The 18,605-nt window shown below is 44.5% G+C and carries 12 protein-coding genes; 8 read left to right on the top strand and 4 right to left on the bottom strand.

Annotated elements, in window-relative coordinates:
• The first annotated feature begins 113 nt into the window (after positions 1 to 113).
• The 7 genes from DW917_RS13195 (at position 114) to DW917_RS13165 (ending at position 11,741) form a co-directional block, all read left to right on the top strand.
• Positions 114 to 3,221, top strand: coding sequence for a SusC/RagA family TonB-linked outer membrane protein (locus tag DW917_RS13195; protein WP_118119453.1), 3,108 nt, complete (start codon positions 114 to 116; stop codon positions 3,219 to 3,221).
• Between the two features lie 10 nt (positions 3,222 to 3,231).
• Positions 3,232 to 4,680 (top strand): RagB/SusD family nutrient uptake outer membrane protein, encoded by a 1,449-nt coding sequence (locus DW917_RS13190; RefSeq protein ID WP_118119455.1) that lies wholly within the window; start codon positions 3,232 to 3,234, stop codon positions 4,678 to 4,680.
• A gap of 80 nt (positions 4,681 to 4,760) precedes the next feature.
• The gene (locus tag DW917_RS13185) at positions 4,761 to 5,525 is read left to right on the top strand and encodes a DUF4843 domain-containing protein (RefSeq protein ID WP_118119451.1); all 765 of its coding nucleotides are present in this window, start codon (positions 4,761 to 4,763) and stop codon (positions 5,523 to 5,525) included.
• Between the two features lie 57 nt (positions 5,526 to 5,582).
• Positions 5,583 to 7,139 (top strand): PKD-like family lipoprotein, encoded by a 1,557-nt coding sequence (locus DW917_RS13180; protein WP_118119450.1) that lies wholly within the window; start codon positions 5,583 to 5,585, stop codon positions 7,137 to 7,139.
• Positions 7,140 to 7,199: 60 nt separating this feature from the next.
• Complete coding sequence (locus DW917_RS13175) at positions 7,200 to 8,549, top strand: TlpA disulfide reductase family protein (protein ID WP_158570159.1); 1,350 nt, start codon at positions 7,200 to 7,202, stop codon at positions 8,547 to 8,549.
• A 50-nt stretch (positions 8,550 to 8,599) separates the two neighbouring features.
• The gene (locus DW917_RS13170; protein ID WP_118119445.1) at positions 8,600 to 9,928 is read left to right on the top strand and encodes an IPT/TIG domain-containing protein; all 1,329 of its coding nucleotides are present in this window, start codon (positions 8,600 to 8,602) and stop codon (positions 9,926 to 9,928) included.
• A gap of 769 nt (positions 9,929 to 10,697) precedes the next feature.
• Positions 10,698 to 11,741, top strand: coding sequence for a CNNM domain-containing protein (locus DW917_RS13165; protein ID WP_118119443.1), 1,044 nt, complete (start codon positions 10,698 to 10,700; stop codon positions 11,739 to 11,741).
• A gap of 55 nt (positions 11,742 to 11,796) precedes the next feature.
• On the opposite strand, the gene DW917_RS13160 is transcribed toward DW917_RS13165, so the two are convergent.
• Together DW917_RS13160 and DW917_RS13155 are read right to left on the bottom strand one after the other, a co-directional pair.
• Complete coding sequence (locus DW917_RS13160; protein ID WP_118119441.1) at positions 11,797 to 13,089, bottom strand: S9 family peptidase; 1,293 nt, start codon at positions 13,087 to 13,089, stop codon at positions 11,797 to 11,799.
• Between the two features lie 11 nt (positions 13,090 to 13,100).
• Complete coding sequence (locus DW917_RS13155; protein ID WP_118119439.1) at positions 13,101 to 13,739, bottom strand: hypothetical protein; 639 nt, start codon at positions 13,737 to 13,739, stop codon at positions 13,101 to 13,103.
• 935 nt (positions 13,740 to 14,674) lie between these two features.
• Here DW917_RS13155 and DW917_RS13150 point away from each other — a divergent pair.
• The gene (locus DW917_RS13150; RefSeq protein ID WP_158570157.1) at positions 14,675 to 15,871 is read left to right on the top strand and encodes a TonB-dependent receptor plug domain-containing protein; all 1,197 of its coding nucleotides are present in this window, start codon (positions 14,675 to 14,677) and stop codon (positions 15,869 to 15,871) included.
• Between the two features lie 236 nt (positions 15,872 to 16,107).
• Here the strand turns inward: DW917_RS13150 and DW917_RS13145 are convergent, their stop codons facing one another.
• Both DW917_RS13145 and DW917_RS13140 read right to left on the bottom strand, forming a co-directional pair.
• Entirely contained in the window at positions 16,108 to 17,133 is a 1,026-nt protein-coding gene (locus DW917_RS13145) for an IS110 family transposase (protein WP_158570156.1), read from the bottom strand.
• A 288-nt stretch (positions 17,134 to 17,421) separates the two neighbouring features.
• The gene (locus DW917_RS13140; RefSeq protein ID WP_118119433.1) at positions 17,422 to 18,447 is read right to left on the bottom strand and encodes an IS110 family transposase; all 1,026 of its coding nucleotides are present in this window, start codon (positions 18,445 to 18,447) and stop codon (positions 17,422 to 17,424) included.
• Positions 18,448 to 18,605 lie beyond the last annotated feature (158 nt).

Here is an 18,605-nt window from a genome sequence, read left to right as displayed (position 1 = left end):
TTATAAAATAAGTTAAACTAAAATGCTGCGGAATTTAGGATCTCTAAAAAAGTGTTATCTTTGCAAAGAAATATAATATTAATACGAGAATACTCAATTTAGATTGTAACTTTATGCAAATAAACAATTTAACTCCATGCGCTTGCCACTGGATTTTGCTGAGTTGTTGTCTTACCCCTCCATTCTTTCAGTCTGCATCCGCACAGAATGTAAATGGAGAAACAACTCCACAAACAGAGATCGCTGTGAAGCAAGGATTTGTTGAGGGTAAGGTGTTTGATGGCGGTGACCATGAACCGATGATTGGTGTTACTGTGGCCATCGAAGGTACTACAAACGCTGTAACAACGGATATCGATGGACATTTCTCCTTGCCAGTCAACAAGGAATGCAACATCGTACTGTCTTTTATCGGTTATAAGAAAACAGTCATTCGATATACGGGTAACAACCAAGCCGACTTTGCCAAAATCATGTTGAAGTCGGAAGCTCAGAACATCAAAGACGTGGTGGTCACTGGTGTCTATCGCCGTAAGAAGGAGAGTTTCACCGGTTCTTCTGCTACTTTCAAGGGCGATGAACTCAAGAGCGTGGGTGCACAGAACGTGCTCCAGAGCTTGAAGACCCTTGACCCTTCTTTCAAAATCATGGATAATGCCCTCTCCGGTTCCAACCCTAACAAGATGCCAGATGTGGAAATCCGTGGTAAGTCGAGTGTAGCTGGTCTGAAAGAGGAATATGGTTCTGACCCTAATCAGCCTCTCTTTATCCTCGATGGTTTCGAGACAACTCTGGAAACCGTGATGAACCTCAATATGAACAGAGTAGCCTCAGTTACTCTGCTCAAGGACGCTGCATCTACTGCCATCTATGGTTCCAAGGCTGCAAATGGCGTGGTAGTCATCGAGACCAAGGCGCCTGTTAAGGGTAAACTGCAGATTTCCTACAAGGGAGACTACAGCATGGACTTTGCCGACCTCTCTGATTACAACTTGATGAACGCTCGTGAGAAATTGGAGTTTGAGAAATTAGCTGGTGTATATAAGGACAATACCAACGATCCTTTCAACCAGATTAAACTGGATAATCTCTACAATTCCCGTCTCCGCGACATCGAGCAGGGTGTGAATACCTATTGGCTCAGTGTGCCGCTGCGCACCGGTTTTACCCACAAGCACAATGTATATGCTGAGGGTGGAGAAGGTAACGTGAGATATGGCATTGGATTGAACTACGGAAAAGTGAACGGTGTGATGAAGGGTTCCGACCGACAGACTTTGGGCGGTAACCTCGACCTGATCTACCGTACAGGCAAATTCCAGTTTAGCAACAAACTCTCCATCGACTATCTGGAGACCAACAATCCTACGGTAAGTTTCGCTGAATATGCCCAGGCTAACCCTTATTACAAGAAATATGGGGAAAATGGCAAGATCAACAAATATCTCTATTATCCGGAAGAAGGATTGAACGACTATCCTGTATCAAACCCTCTCTGGAATGCCCATCTCAACAATTATGACAAGGGACAACGCTTCGGCTTTACCAACAATTTCATCGCCGAGTGGTTTGCCACAGATGACCTCCGTGTGCGTGGCAAGTTTGGTATTACCAAGTATGATGATACCCAGGACCATCGCCTCTCACCAGAACATACCGACTTCGATGACAAGGAAGCAACCCAGAAGGGACTGTTCAAGCACAGCCTGCAGAAATATCTCTATTACGAAGGAGACCTTTCTGCAACTTATGGTAAACTGATAGCCGAAAAGCATCAGATTAACGCCGTTTTGGGATTCAACTTCAGCAATACCAGCAGCAAGACTAATGGCTATTCGGCTACAGGTTTTACGGACGACCAGTTTGACGCTCCATCCTTTGCCAACAACTACCCTACTGGTGGCAAGCCGAGTTACCGTGAGAACATCAAGCATGCATCCAGTTTCTATCTGAACGGCGGATATGCTTACGACAACCGCTATCTGCTGGATTTCAACCTGCGTAACGACGGCGCCTCTATGTTTGGCACCGACAACCGTTTCCGCACCACCTGGTCTGTGGGTCTGGGTTGGAATATCCACAATGAGAAGTGGATGCAGGAGAATGATATCTTCCAGATGCTGAAGCTGCGTGCCTCTGTGGGTAACCCAGGTAACCAGAACTTCTCGGCTTATCAGGCTTACACCACCTATATGTTCAATAGTCTGATGACTAACGTATTCGGTACCGGTGTCATCATCAATGGCTTGGGTAATAACGACCTGGCTTGGCAGGAAACCATCAACTACAACATTGGAGCTGATATCACCACCTTGGGCAACCGTCTGAACCTGACGCTTGATTACTATATCAAGAACACCGACCCATTGCTCGCCATCATTACGACCCCAGGTTCTATGGGCGTAACCAGCGAGGCTCTGAATGCCGGTAAGCAGAAAACCAACGGTTGGGAAGCCACCGTTAAGTTCTCTCCTATCTACATGCCACACGAGCGCATCAACTGGAACATCTCCGTGAGCGCCACTCATTCCAAGTCGAAGTATGCCAACATCGGCAATGCCTTCAGTGCTTTGAATGAGAGCGGAAAGACGGGTCTTCACAACACCACCCGCTATTATGACGGTGGAAGTCCTACCGCCATCTGGGCAGTGCGTTCTGCGGGCATCGATCCAGCCACAGGTAAGGAGCTCTTCATCAAGCGCGACGGAACCTATTCGTTCACCTATGATGCCAACGACGAGGTGGTATGCGGTGATACCGAACCAGACGTAGAGGGTCTGTTGGGAACCACCTTCTATTATAAGGGATTCTCATTCAGCTGCTACTTCCGCTATCAGTATGGCGGCCAGCTCTTCAACAGTTCGCTCTTCGACAAGGTGGAGAACATCGGAACAGCTGATGTATATAACAACCAGGACCGCCGTGCCCTCTACGACCGCTGGAGCATCAACAACCGCAATGCACAGTTCAAGGGCATCTCTATGGTGCAGAAGACCGACAAGTCATCCCGCTTCGTGATGGATGAGAACACCCTCACCTGCGAGTCAATCAACTTAGGTTACGAGTTTCCACTCAACATCGCCAAGAAATTTGGCATGCAAGCCCTTTCCGTTCAGGCCAACATGAACGACATCTTCCGTTGGTCAACCGTGAAGGCAGAGCGAGGCATCGACTATCCGTTTGCCCGTACCGTGTCATTCTCTATAGGTGCAACATTCTAAAAAGCAAGAAATGAAAAAGATAATATATTCAATGATTATAGCCTGCAGCACGCTGATGGTTTCGTGTGACAACTGGTTGGAGGTAAAACCTTACGACCAGATTTCGGAGGGCGAACTTCTCAAGTCTGAGGAAGGCTATCAGAAAATGCTCAATGGCATTTATATCGATCTGAACAGTACTGCGCTCTACGGTCAGTCTCTCTCGGTAGAGATGATCGAGGTGATGGGCGGTGCCTACACCATCGGCAGCGACAACAGTGTATGGGGCAACTACAAGGACCTGGCGTCCTATCAGTATGCTACTGAATATTGGCGCAACCGATTGGATCAGACCTGGAACAAGGCATACGCCCTGATTCTCAACTGCAACAAGATTCTGGAGACCATTGATGGCAACCAGAACCTCTTCAGCGGTGGCAACTATTACGTTGTCAAGGGCGAGGCATTGGCTTTGCGCGCCATGCTTCATTTCGACATGCTGCGCCTTTTCGGTCCGGTTTATTCCAAGGACAGTGATAAGAAGGCTATACCTTATTATAATAAGCAGACCAATTCGCCTGAACCTATCCTTACCGCCAAAGAGGTGGCAGAGAAGGTGACAGCTGATTTGGAAGAAGCACGCACCCTGCTCGCCAACGACCCAGTGAAGACAGAAGGAACCCTGATGAGCGGTTCGCAGGACGGCACCAGCAACTTTATGCGCTATCGTGCACTTCGCCTGAATTATTATGCAGTGGAAGCACTCCTGGCTCGTGTATATCTCTACATGGGCGACAAGCCCGATGCGTTCAAGTATGCCACCGATGTCATTAAGACAGCCGACCAGGGCATCTTCCCATTTGTAGATAAGAGTCTTGTAACCGGTTCTCCAGCCGATCCAGACCGCATATTCTCGTCGGAAGTACTCTTCGCCCTGACCAATACCAGTCGTGGAAACATCCACAAGAATTTCTACGATCCATCCCGTCTGCCAAACTATGTATTCCGCATGGATGACAACCTGATGAGCAATATCGTATATGGCGGAGCTGCGACAACTGGCGGCTATCAAGACGACTACCGCTATCGTGCCAACTGGATAGCTACGGGAAGCAACCGATATTTCTACAAGTATAGTGACATGGTGGCCAACGGAAGCATTCAGAACACGATGATTCCGATGGTAAGATTGGGCGAGATGTTCCTGATTGCTGCAGAGAGTCAGAGCGACAATCTGGCTAACGGCTTGCAGTATGTGAATGCCCTGCGCAGAAACCGTGGTGTAGCAAACCTGCAGACCCTGACTCCAGACTTGCTGAAGTATGAGTATATCAGAGAGTTGTATGGCGAGGGACAGTTGTTCTATCTCTACAAGCGATTGAACTGCGACATCATCACCTCTTCTAACAAGAACAAGAATCCAAAGGCAAGCGACTTGATCTTCGTGGTTCCATTGCCAGATTCCGAGACTGAGAACTGATCAAAAATTAAGATTAAAAAGTTCAAAATCAAGCGTTAATAATTAGGAGTTTTCCAGATTAATTTAACATACGAAATTATATGAAATATCAGATAAAAAACCTCTTAATTGGGGCGATGATGGTCATCGCATTCGGTTCATGCAGTGAGCAGGAGCCGGATGTATTCCAGGATATCAATGGCGTTTATCTCAACAATCGCACCAATACCAATATCCTGCAAGATAAGACTAACGTGACCTTCGTTTATGAAAAAGGCGACGAAATGCAGGTGCCGGTGAAGATTCAGTTGGTGGGCAGACCTTCCGACCAGCCTCGCGAGATTGCCCTGACAGTAAGTTCGGAGGATGCACAGGAAGGCGTGGATTATATTCTTCCAGAGAAGGCTGAGTTGCCAGCAGGCGAAACAACCTTGGAGTATATGATTACCCTGAAGCGTACTGCCATTCTGAAATCGCAGCAGAAGCACATCCAGGTAAGTTTACAGCCAAATGCATTCTTCACCCTGCCCGTGACAGAGGAAACCACAGCTAATGGCGACGTGGTGACCACCCTGTCTTACGAGATTATCTTCTCCGACCAGTTTACCACAGCACCAAAGGCATGGAAAACTGATTTGCTCGGTGACTTCACTCAGCAGAAGTTTGAACTGGCCTGCAAGGTACTGGAACTCGACCCAGGCGATTTCAACGATGAATCGAAGATGACACTTGCCATGCAGAGCTATGTAAGTTCTGAAATGCAAAGCTATGTGAAGGAGCAGCAGAAACTTCGCAACAGTGGCAAGACCTACGATGCCGATGCCTTCGATGCACAGGGCAATGCTTTAGCATTCTATGGTGAGTAAAGCCATGGGAAGACATTCACTCTCAAAGGAGAAATTAAAAGAAAAACATTAAGAATTATGAGAAATTATAAAATATGGGCAATGGCTCTGATGATGGCTACCATGTTCGCTGGTTGCTCGCAAGACGAGGGCAACTACGACTATCACAGCTTGAACGAGCCTACTATTACGGGCGTGCCAGAGAACATCTCAGTGCTCACCCATGCCAACATCGACCTCGATCCAAATCTGGGCGATAACATCACCGACCTGGATGCCTACAACTATGAATGGAAGGTAATCAACAAGTCGGGCGATAATGAGGTAACGGTACTCAGCAACGAAAAACATCTCTTACAGGAAATGACACTTCCTGCAGGAGAATATATCCTCTATTTCACCGCCACAGAGAAGAACACCGGTCTGTTCTGGCGACAGAGCTACAAGCTTACCGTGAGTGACACTACATCAGAGGGTTGGATGGTGCTTTGCGATGTAGATGGCAAGACCCGTCTCGACATCGTTTCAAAGATTACTGGTCAAACCTATTTCGATGTCCTCAAGACTACCGGAATGCCAGAGCTGAATCATCCTTATCGCATCCAGTATGCACCCAATAGCGGATATACTGACTCTCCATTCTATCTCTTTACAGCCGATGGCGCTACCCGTCTTTCAAAAAACAGTTTCATGTGGCAGAAAGACTATGCCTTCAAGTACGAGGTGGCGAAGCAGCAGGATCTGCATCCTCAAAGCATGGTATGCGACCAGAGCGGCATGATGAGAATGATTGTAAGTGATGGTTATGCCTACTCTGCTTCCAACATGGGAATCCAGGGACTCTTTGCTGCTGTCAACAAACAGCCGGTACTTGCCCCTGCCGTGGGAGCCAACATCGGAGCCGCCTCTTATGCATCCATCTATCTACTTTATGATAATGTAAACAAGTGCTTCATGTCCTGCTGTCCGTTCCTGCCAGGATTGTCGCTTTCAGACGCCTCTTATCACACCATGAAAGAGATGGAAGAGATTGCTACGGGCTATAAGGGTTCTGAGATGGTAACGGGAAATGCCTTTTCGGAATACCCTACCGGTATGGACTTCGTTTATATGGAGAATACTAAGTATGACCCAGGAAATGCAATGATGGGCGTCACCTATACCATACTCCACAGCGGAAAGAAATATGAAGTGTATGGCATCCAGCTGGGCGATATGCTCTGTTATGCCGACTGCACATTCGCACTGGGCAAGGCATACTATGGCGACCTGAGCGACTGTACCGACATCGCCAAGGCTACCTGCTTCGCCTTCAGTTCGCTGAAGAACTATATGTATTATGCCGTGGGCGGCACGGTTTATCGTGTGAATCTCTCAGAGAAGCCATTGAAGGCAGAGCGCCAGTTTAGCTTCAGCGGCGAGACCATCACTATGATGAAGTTCAACTTCTATCAGAATTCCGCATCAGCCAATGATTACGATCTTATCGTGGGCACAGAGAGCAGTAAGGGTTCCGGCACACTCCGCATCTACAACGGCATGAGTTCAGAGGGCGACTTCTCTAAGGTAATCCCTACCAGCTATTCAGGCTTCGGCAAGATTGTGGATGCTACCTATCGCGAGCGTACCAACTAATTACACCTTATTATATATAAGATGCTTTCAACAGAAAGAAAATTTTAAAACAAAATGAAAATGAAGAATAAGATATTGTCATTGCTTCTGTTCCTGTTTGCAGCAGTGAACATGCATGCCGCTGATGGCATTACGGTGAAGTTTGATGTCAAGAATCCGGTATTGACCAATGTGGTATTGGTTTACCACATGAGTGTCAACGAGTTTGCACTCACCGACGGCAAAGCCACAGTACAGCTCGACGGCATGGATGCACTCTATGCCAATGTATATTATGGCGAGAAGTTCAAAGTAGTCTATCTCCAGAAGGGCGACGAGATGAACATTTCCTTCGATGCCCATGATTTCGACAACACCTTCACTGTAAAAGGCGGCAACGAGAAGGCTGTTGATTACCTGAACAAGATTCAGTTGACGGCTCTTCCTAATGAAGCTTATGCCCAACCATGGAGCGAGTTCAAGGCAGCTGTGGATAAGAAGATGGCTTCGATGAAGCGCCTGTTGAAGGCACGCAAGTTTGCAGCCAATGATAAGTTCCTGAAGATGGAGGAAGGCAGAATCACTTATTTCTATGCCAACATGATGCTGATGTATCCTGTAAGTCATACATACCTCACTCAGGACACTACAATGGTACTGGGCAAGGAGTATTACGATGCCATCCGCCAGTATGTGAAGGAGGATGAAGATCTTGCCGACATCGATGAATACCGCAACTTTATGATTGAGACGGCTCATATCTTCGACGAGGCTGGCAAGGACATCCGCCAGTATTATCCAAAGGTATTGGCAGAGATGAGTTATATCGGCGAGAACATCCAGAGTGATAAGGTTCGCGAGTCACTGATTCACTTCCTGGCATTCACCTACGTAGAGGGAAATGGTGTGGAGAACATCACCGATCTTCAGAACCTCTATTATACCTACGTTACCTCACCTCGCCTCAATGCCATCTTCAAGCAGGCTTGTGCCAAATGGGACAAGGCTGCCGTGGGTCGTCCATCACCAATGTTTAAGGGTGTGGATGTGAACGGTAAGGAGATGACGCTCCGCGATTTCCGTGGCAAGTATGTATATATAGATATGTGGGCCACCTGGTGTGGTCCTTGCCAGAAGGAGTTGCCATTCCTCAAGAAGTTGGAGGAAAAGTACAAGGGCAGAAACATTGTGTTCGTAGGTCTTTCTATAGATCAGGACAAGGCAAAGTGGGCTGATCGCGTGAAGAGCGGTGCTCTGAGTGGCACCCAACTTTACATCGGCAAAGGCACCAAGTTCCAGAGCGACTATCGCATCAGCGGTATTCCTCGCTTCATTCTCCTCGATCCTAATGGAAGAATTGTCAATCCTGACATGACAAGACCATCCAGCGAAGATACAGAGAAGATTCTGAACAGTCAGCCAGGTTTGTAGTTAAAAAAAGAGTTTAATAATATTATATACATTAATTAAAACCAACGATTATGAAAAAATTGATTTCAATGATGCTGATGCTTTGTGCCATCATCACATTCTCAGCATGTTCGTCAGACGACGATGGTCCAAGCAACCCAGTGAGCAATCAGGTGGTTCCATCTTCTGCAAAAATTGGTTCCGAAGTAACTGTTCAGGGAAATGGTTTCGCTTCTGGTCAGACTATTTATCTTCAGCCTGAGCAAGGCGCAGAGGTAAATGCTAATGCCAAGATGACTTCTAATGGTGCAACATTCACCATCCCTTACACCATGACTCCTGGTAAGGTAAATGTAGTTTTGAAGGTGGCTAATGACAGCTTCACCTTGGGCAGCATGAATCTTCTTGCAGCTGACAATCCTATCTCTACCCTTTCTTTGCCTGCCGACATGGCCATTGGTCAGGAGGTAACTATCGCCGGTATCGGTTTTGCTCAGGGCGATAAGATTGTTGTTGGTGACAAGACCATCGATGCTACTGTTACAACAGATGGCGTGAAGTTCACCGTTCCTGCTGATTTGACAGAAGGCGAGTATGCAGTATCTCTGGTTCGTGGCAATTCAACATGGGAATTGGGTAAGGTATATGCATACCAGCAGCGCCAGGTAGAGAGTATCACTATTACTGATAATGCGATGCTCACCATGTATGCTCCAATGTTGGGTCTTGAAGAAGGCAAACTGATTTTGAACTTTGCTTACAATGAAGACGGTTCTTTAAAGGCGATTTCTTCTAATGGTGCCGTAGAGTGGGCTTTCGAATATAGTGGTAAGACTATCACAACTAAAAATTTGTATGATCAGCCAATCGCATATACTATTGATGATCAGGGTCGCATCATCAGCAGCACAGGTTACGATATGTATGGTGATGCAGTTGCTTATACCTGGAATTACGATGCAAACGGTTATCTTGTAAGTGTAAAGAAGAATGGTGCAGCAGATAATGATGATGCAAATCTTCTGAACACCTATACAGATGGCAACTTGTCTGCTTATACCATGAGCTTGGCCAACGGGTTGGCAACAGACAAGAGCATCCGTACTTGTCCTAACACCATTGAGCCTCTTTATCTGCTGAATGCTTTCGGCTGGATGCAGACACGTGAAGATTTGTTCCTGGGCTTCCTTCTCAACCGCAACGTGAAGGTATCTACCTATGTGCCAAGTCAGCTGATTGCAGCAGAGATGGATGAAAGTGGCGCAGAAACCTCAGTTACTGCAGGTATCGAGAGTTCTTTTACGAACAACACATTGACCATGCAGACCACAGGTAATGTTATTTCCAGCGCTCAGTCAATCTTCTCCAACAAGGTAGTTGTTACTTATAAGAAGAAGTAATTTTGTTGTTACATACGAAAACAAATAAAAAATTTAAGAGGGTGTGTCATGAATTTATGACGCACCCTTTTTCTATCTCTATTTTCCTACAAGAAGAGTTAAATTATACTCTTTTTCGATGACACTCTCATTCCCCCAAATACTCTTTAAATTATCCTTATCTGCTGGGGTAATTTTTTCTCCCTGCCCACGCAAGAATTTTTCCGTGGGCAGGGAAAAATAAAAGTGGGTCAGAAACGGAAAAAATGAAAGCTAATTTAATGAAATTTTTAGACAGATAAAGAAGCGTTTCTTTGCAACTTAAAGAAGCGCTTTATTAACACTTAACGATGCGCATCATGAGACCTTAATAAAGCGCATCATTAAACCCTAACGAAGCGCATCTTGAGACCTTATAAATGCGCATCGTTAGATTTGATAAATATACTTTCTTTGAGGAAATGCTTTCTCATCGGATAGTGTATCAAGATTTATGACTTCCCCTCATCCTCTTCTCCATGAAAGATGTTATTAGAAAAACTAACAAATATTTACTAAAAATCATATAAAACAATCTAATTTTCGAGAATTTAAGAGGAGTTTCGTATTATTTTCATTATATTTGCAACAAATTGAAATCAATGATGATTATAATGACATTTGCAACAACAAAACATATATCAAATAAACTCCAAAGATGTAATGTTCCCCATTACATCCTTCATTGTAATCTTCGGAAATAATATCTATCTCATTTCAGATAACATATTATTAACGAATTAAAATTTACATGGGTTTAATTATTTTATATTTTTTAGGTGCTCTGTCACTATCCTTTTTATGCTCTGTCCTGGAAGCTGTGTTATTATCAACTCCAATGTCGTTTATCTCGATGAAGGAGAGTCAAGGCAACAAGACAGCCTCTTTGATGAAACAGTACAAGAACAACGTAGATCGCCCTGTGGGTGCCATTCTTTCGCTCAATACCATTGCCCACACCATCGGTTCCGCTGGTGTAGGTGCTGAATCTATCAAACTCTTTGGTGAAGAATACTTCGGTATCATTTCCGCTATTCTTACCCTGCTGATTCTGGTGCTTTCTGAAATCATCCCGAAAACCATTGGTGCATCCTATTGGCGCTCATTAGCCATGTCATCTACCAAGATTATCAGGGTGCTCATTTTCATCACCTATCCATTGGTACTGCTCTCAGAACTTATCACGAAGATATTTACTCCTAAGAACCACCAGGCCACCATGAGCCGCGAGGAAGTGTCAGCCATGGTGGATGTAGGAACCACAGAAGGTATCTTCCGTGAATCAGAAAGTAAGATCATCAAAAGCTGTATTCGCCTGGCTGGAGTAAAGGCCAAAGAGGTAATGACTCCATCCATTGTGGTAGAATCTGCCAATGTGAATCAAACCATCAAGGAGTTTTACGAACAGAAGGAGTGGAAATTCTCACGCATCCCTGTATATGATAATAACAAAGACTACATCGTGGGCTATATCCTGAAAGACATGGTGCTCAAGGAGGTTTCAGACGACAAGTTCCAGACCAGATTATCAGAGTTGGTGCGCCCGATTCTTTCTTTCAATGAAGATGAATCTCTATATCAGATATGGGAAAAGATGCTGGAAAAGCGCGAACACATCTCTATTATTGTGGATGAATACGGTTGTCTCCGTGGCGTAGTTTCTATGGAAGATGTGATAGAAACAATGACTGGCGTAGAAATTGTAGATGAAGACGATGTGGCAGTGGATATGCAGGTTCTGGCCAAAGAAAAGTCGCGATTGATGATGAAGAAAAAGGGCGCATTGGCTACTTGAAGATTATAGGCGCCAAGGCACGAGCGCACTTCGCCCGACCCACTTATAATAATTATTATAGTTCGCTAATCCACTTGGTTATTGTCTCCAGCACTTCTGGAGCAATAGTTTCTTCTATTTGCTGATATTCCACAACGCTGCCAGTTGAGCAATGTTGGAACAGATGGTTTACACCATCAATCTTCTTTATAGTGTGCTTGCAGTTGGAGAGTCCAGTTTCAAGTATAGTTGTATTGGCGGCGCAGTCCACTTGAGTGTCTTTTGTGCCGTTAAGTGCCAACACTGGGCATTTAATCTTGGACAACTGCTTGCCAGCATCTATAGTTATGAAATGGCGTATGTATGGCGAGTCGGCTTGCTCTAATGATCTTTTCAGGATAGGCTTTAAGTTGTCTGGCACTCCGTCGATGGTTATCTCACTTGTCTTCTTGCCATTTGCAATCTCGTTGAGAATATTTGAAATGGTAGCGCAGCAGGAATCAACCATATCCTTAGGCAAATTTATGGCAGACATAGCTTGGCGGTTCTGCATCACGAGAGTTTCTTTACCAGATATAGCCATGCCAGCGAGCGACACAATGAAGTCAGCTTTGCCTTCAGCTGCAAGCATCATGGCTATTGTGCCGCCCTCGCTATGTCCGAGTATTCCAACCTTGTTGAAACGCTTGCGTAATAAAGGTAGGGCTGATGCGGCATCTTGGATGAAATCGGCTGTTGTGAATTGACCGAAATCAATATTCTTATCATTCCAACCACGGTCGTCATAACGTAAGGAAGCAATGCCTTGACGGGCTAATGCATCTGCAATTACGGCAAAGGGTTTATGGTCAAATAGTTCTTCGTCACGGTTCTGCTGTCCGCTACCAGTAACCATCAGCACTACGGGAGTCTGCTTAGAATAGTTTTGTGGTAGGGTGAGGGTTCCGTTGAAAGTGTATCCTGCATTTGTGAAGCTTATGTTCTCTTCCTTATATGGGAACGGAGCAACCGGAGTTTGCGGACGTTTAACTACAAGTTTGCCGGGCTTTAGTGTAAGAGGGATGGGGAAACCATTTTGGGTGTATGTACCTTTAATTTCGCCATTCTCCATCTTTCCCTCAAATGCGGCTCCAATCATCGCAACCGAAACCTTTATTGTACCGTCGTCCTTAATAGTCTTCTCGGCTGGTATTCCTTTAGCACCTTGCGAAGGCGAATCCATGGTGCAGCCGTCGCCAGAGAAGTTGAATACTAAAGGCAACTTAGTTCCCATTATGTTTAGTTCGCCGTTCCATACTCCTTCCTGTGCATTGGCTGCAAGTGAGGCAAGCACAATAAGCACTGTTGTGATGATTCTTGTAGCTTTCATAATTGTATTTATTAATTGTATGTATTAATGGATTTTACACTCTCCTGCATTGATTTCAATTCTGTATCAGTCATTTGTACATAGATGGAAACGCCATAGAGGGTTTCTCCATTGGATTTTACTCCCAATGGGTGAACCATGCAGAAAGTAGGTTGCTCACCCCTTGTCCAGCCAGTGATTTGAATATATTTTTTATTGTCAAGCAATAGGACTGTGCGTGACGTTCCTTTGTATTTACGATTGAAAGTATAAGCTACTTCACTCTTCTTTATAGCACTTCCAGCCGTATTTGAACGATAGTAAATAGTTAATTTAGTGTTGCTATCAAAATAGTAATTATCTGGAGATACACCAATTATGTTGTGATAATATTCGAGAGGCAGTCTTTTGCCATACTTGTCTATTTCCCATGTGCCGTAGTGCTTCCAGCCATGACCAACAATCACTTTGTCAAAGTTGTCTTTGCTGATACCGCCACCATCACCAAAACATTTTCCATCGTCACTATAGTCGTAGTTGCAGCCATGATTATCCAATACCGAAGCCCATTGTTGCTCTAATGTTTCTTCTACATCATCATTGCAGGATACCACAAAGAAGGATGCAAACAGTACGAATGCTAATCCAACAAAAGATTTAATTGTCTTCATAATTATCACAATTTATTGTTCTTTTAAGTACAACGTTTCATCGTCTATTTTATTACGTCAGAAGAGCACTTTTTCCTCATTTTGATGAGACAAACATGCAAACAAATAGGCAAACAAACAAGAATACAATATGATTTTGTCCACTATTTTCCGCACATCGTTGGGTGACAGGGGTGACAGACCCATCCACAAAAACAGTGAAAACTCGTGTCACTGGTGTCACCCAACAAACTGGCTCCAATAAAGGGCTTGACAGAAAACGGTGACAGGTGACACTTTTATATACTCTTTTTTTTATGACTTACCGCGCGAAAATATATAAAAGATTGATAATCAGAGGGAGACATCCAAATTGGAGGGTAGTGTCTCCAATGCATAAAAATAAAGTTGAAAAGTAGGTGTCACCGTCACCTCCATTTTATTTTGTAATGTTTTATTCCTTTTGAGTAAACCTGCTAAATCTTGAGAACATCAAAGCAGTTATGTTAAAGTCCGCTAATGAACCTTAAAGAAATCGCGATATATCGCAGAACACATGGCTTAGTTGTTTTTTACTACCTTTGCAGCCAAAATAAATAAAACAGCGAAAAGATGAAAAAAGAAATGACTTGTTTGAAAAGAACAAATGACTTGTTTACGATAGGGAAACGACTTATTGAGAGGTTGGAAATGACTTGTTTAGCACTCGTAAATGACTTGTTTACCTCCTGTAAATGACTTGTTTAGCACCCCTAAATGACTTGTTTACCGGTGCCGTTTTCGTAAATAGGAATCACAACTATTGTAGTAAGAATGATAACATTGAAAGGAGAGAAAAGCCCTTATTTGGGACTTTCCGACAAATAAATTACATAAAATTTGCATATTTCACCAAAAAGTTGTTATTTTGCACCCATAAATCAAAGAATGTATTTATTAATTTAACAGAAAGAGATATGCACAAAAACATCATCCGTTCTTGGCATCTGCTATGCATAGTAGGATGCTTGATGATAACTTTGTCCAACCCAGTTGCTGTATTGGCACAAACGGGGGAGATAAAATTATCTGTTTCCTTCAAGGAGAAAACTCTTTCGTCTATTTTGGACTACATCACCAAGAATAGCGATTATTCCATCAATTACACCAATGAGGTAAGGAACTATCCCGACAAGATGGTTGTCTCATTCGATGAAGCTACAGTAGAAAAAGCCGTTCAAGACTTGTTGAGCAAGACACCATTTACCTACAGCGTGAATGGTAAGTCTATCCGTGTGTTCCGCTTGGACACCGCCCAAAAAGGTTCATTTTTCATAAAGGGTGTAGTGAAGGATACCGAAGGTGAGTTCATCCCTAACGCAACCATAAGGATAAAAGGTTTGCGAGAAGGTACCATCGCCGACACTGAGGGTAAGTTTACCTTATCTACCAATGTCTCTAACGGCGAGCTCATCGTGTCTGCCATCGGATACGCACCCATGACCGTGAAATATAACAACGGCCACCCAGTTAACGTCATCCTCAAGGAAGAGGGCAACCAACTTGGCGAGGTAGCAGTCATCGCATACGGTAGCCGTACTCGCCGTGATATGTTAGGCTCAGTCTCTTCCTTGAAGGGTGAAGCTCTCAAAGACGTACCAAGTTCCTCAATCGAAACCTTATTGCAAGGCAAGATGGCAGGTGTCGATGTATCCAACCTCTCAGGTCAGCCTGGCGGAAACGGCTCCAAGATCGTCATTCGAGGCTTTAGTTCCCTGAATCAGCAAGGTGTCAACGACGGTTCTCCGTTGTTTGTCATTGACGGTGTCCCTGTCCAATCTTCTTCTACCTATACAGGAGGTATCAACCCACTTTCTTCTCTTGACCCTTCCAACATCGAGTCGGTCGAGGTTTTGAAGGATGCCACTTCCGCATCACTCTATGGCTCTCGTGCAGGTAATGGCGTCATCCTCATCACTACCAAGAAAGGTAAGAGTGGTAAAGTTGAATTTAGCGCCAACGTATCCCAGTCTTTCTCTTGGCTCCCTGCCACCCCTACCCAGTTGCGTGGTAATGGTGAGCGCTTGATGAACCTTCTCTTGGCGAAGAACCAACGTGTCGGCGAATATGACTGGACGACCGATAAGGTTATCTTCCCGATTCCTAAGACATAGCCAAATTTTTGAGCAGCTTTTTATGTTAATAAATATAAAAGAGGCGTTTTGGAGCATACAGGCACTAAAATATCGGTAGCAGAAATGGTCAAAAATGACATTTCTGTTACAAAATAACACGGAACTCGTTCTTTTAATAGCGTATGGCTAGATTCCTAATTAGTTATCCGTGTTTGTGTCTTTACAAGACTCTAAATGGCAGTAGCACAGACTGCTATAGTTCCCTTGTTTTAGACTTATGATATTGCAAGAATCTCATTGTTGCTCATTGAATCCAATGTTTCCCATTTTCTATTCTGTTTGCCTATGGCGAACATTCTGAGAATGAGTTTGAACTTAACGGCATTCAATGCCTTGCGTTTTGTGTCTGAATCTTGCTTACCTCCTAATTTACGGTTATAGAATGATTGTAATTCTGCATCATATTGTACAGTAATTAAGGCCGCCATGGACAGATCCGCTTTCGCCTGACCATCACAGCGTGCTGAAGGTCGTGGACGCCATCTCACACTGGTGCCTGAAGTGCGAAAGTGCGGTGCCACGCCGACATAACTGGCATATTGCCTTGCTGTTTCAAAAGCGGTAAAGTTTCGAGTAATGACAATGACATTTATGGCATTGACGGAGCCGATACCCGGGATTGTCAAAAGATTCCTGTAAGTCGTGAGGAGACTTTCGTCTGTAGCCAGCAACTTCTGTTCTTCCAACTCGATGTTCTCAATGTCACGGCTGAGTTTCTTGATGTAGCCATCATATAACTGGGTGTCTTCCTTTGTGGTGCACAGCTGTCTTCTGTTCATGAAGCATGTACGCTGTTCCACCAGGAACTTACGCTCATTCATCAGAGTCTTGAGTCTCTGCATGGTCTTGTCAGGCATTTTATAAGGCTTGACACATTCAGTACCATTATAGCGGTAGAGAAAGTCGGCAATCTTGGCAGAGTCAATCTTGTCGTTCTTGTCCTTGGGACCCATGGGATAATGCTTTACCGTATGGGTGGAGAGCATGCAGAATTGATACTTCCTGGCCGTAAGAAACTTCTCCAGCTCCATAGAGTAGCTACCGGTGAACTCCATTCCGAAGAGACAGTTCGAGAGAACCACATGATTCTTCTTGAGCCATGTGACCATCCCGCCAAATCCCTTGCGGGAATTGTTGAATACAGCGTGAGGAAAGTCCTTAATTGAGGCTCCTTCTGTGAAAATTGATGCATCAATGACATTTTTTGAGATGTCGATGCCGATAAATGATTTATTTTTCATACCTTTGTTCCGCATTTTGCAGGAAGGAACTCTCTATGTCAGGGTAAGCCACATCTTTTATAAGCTGGCGCACAGCTAAATCCCTAAACGGCACTTGGTCTGGCATTTCAGGCAGGGGAGACTAGATCAGGGAAAGGTCTTTGTCTAAGACAGAATAGTTCACTACCCCCGTCCGGAGTTCCTTCCTTTTCAGATGCTCCGGCAAAGGTAGTGAAAAAACGCAGACAAAAAACTTAATCGCGGGGATAGTTATAATCTAAGACGGGGGTAGTTCACTTTTGCTGCATTTTAGTTCTTGTATGCATCTGTCTCCACATATGGTGTTCCACGTTTAATCACGGCAAACATACGTAACACCAGCTTGAACTTGACGGCGTTGAGTACTATGCTACCGCATTTCTCCTTGCGCTTTCGCTGCCAATATTCCCTGAGGGTGGGACTGTGCGTTATGGCCGACACGGCGGATATGGACAAGTCGGCCTTGGCCTTGGAGAATCCCTTGCAGGACACGGAGGTACGCTTCCTCACGGAGGTCCCCGACTCTTTGGGGAAAGGTGCGATGCCTATATAGCAGGCATATTTTCTGGGATTGGTTATGGCAGTGAAATTCTCCGTCAGTATGATTGTCTCAAGTGCCACGACGTGTCCTATTCCAGGTATACTGAGCAACAAGTCATAATTCTTGCGTATGCTCGCTTCCTCATCCAAGCAGCAGGCGATTTCCTCATCCACGGCTTTTATGCTCTCTTTTAGCGAGCCTAGCAATAGTCTTTTTCTTTCCATAGACGACTCTGTGTCATATGCACAAGTGTCATGAAGTTGCTGCTTGTAGAGGACAGACTGTTTGGAGTCCTGCTTTCGCTCTGCATAAAGGCGCTTCAGTTTGAAATAGATTGCTGGAGGAAGCCTTGAGGGACTGCGAAGAATTTTTTTGTGATTTTGTTCACAATAGATGGCTATGCGGAATGCATCCAACTCGTCAGACTTCACACGGTCGAGGGAACGCTGCCCTGCATCCAAGTCTGGCTCGAAACGATGCATCTTACGGGGATCAACCATACCATAGATATACTGGTGACTCTCCAGCCACATCCTGAAATCTTGGCAATAGAGTCCTGTATGTTCCATGCAAAACAATAGATTGTCAAATCTATTGGCTATCTTCGCCAACCATGAGGCGACTTCCTTAAATCCTGATGTATCGTTGCTCACTTTTATGTGGGCATTTTTCCAATCTATTGTCTCACCGTCATAGTAAGCCAGGTCGAGAGTCTTCTTTGAGACATCTACACCAATGTAAAGTTCTTTATCCATATTCTTGACATTTTTAAGTTTTATAGAAGCAAGAAAAAAGGATTTGGATGGTGAAGGACTAAATCAGCACATAGCTATTTGCTAGAGTAGTTAATAGTACACCTTAACACCAATTAACCAAATCCATGTTACTTGATTCTGGGTGCAAAGGTAAAAGA

It is taken from the genome of Prevotella sp. AM42-24 (genome assembly GCF_003461825.1).
GTDB classification, from domain to species: Bacteria; Bacteroidota; Bacteroidia; order Bacteroidales; family Bacteroidaceae; genus Prevotella; species Prevotella hominis.
The sequence above is the reverse complement of the archived record's forward strand: the minus strand, read 5'-3'. Positions and strand labels throughout refer to the sequence as shown.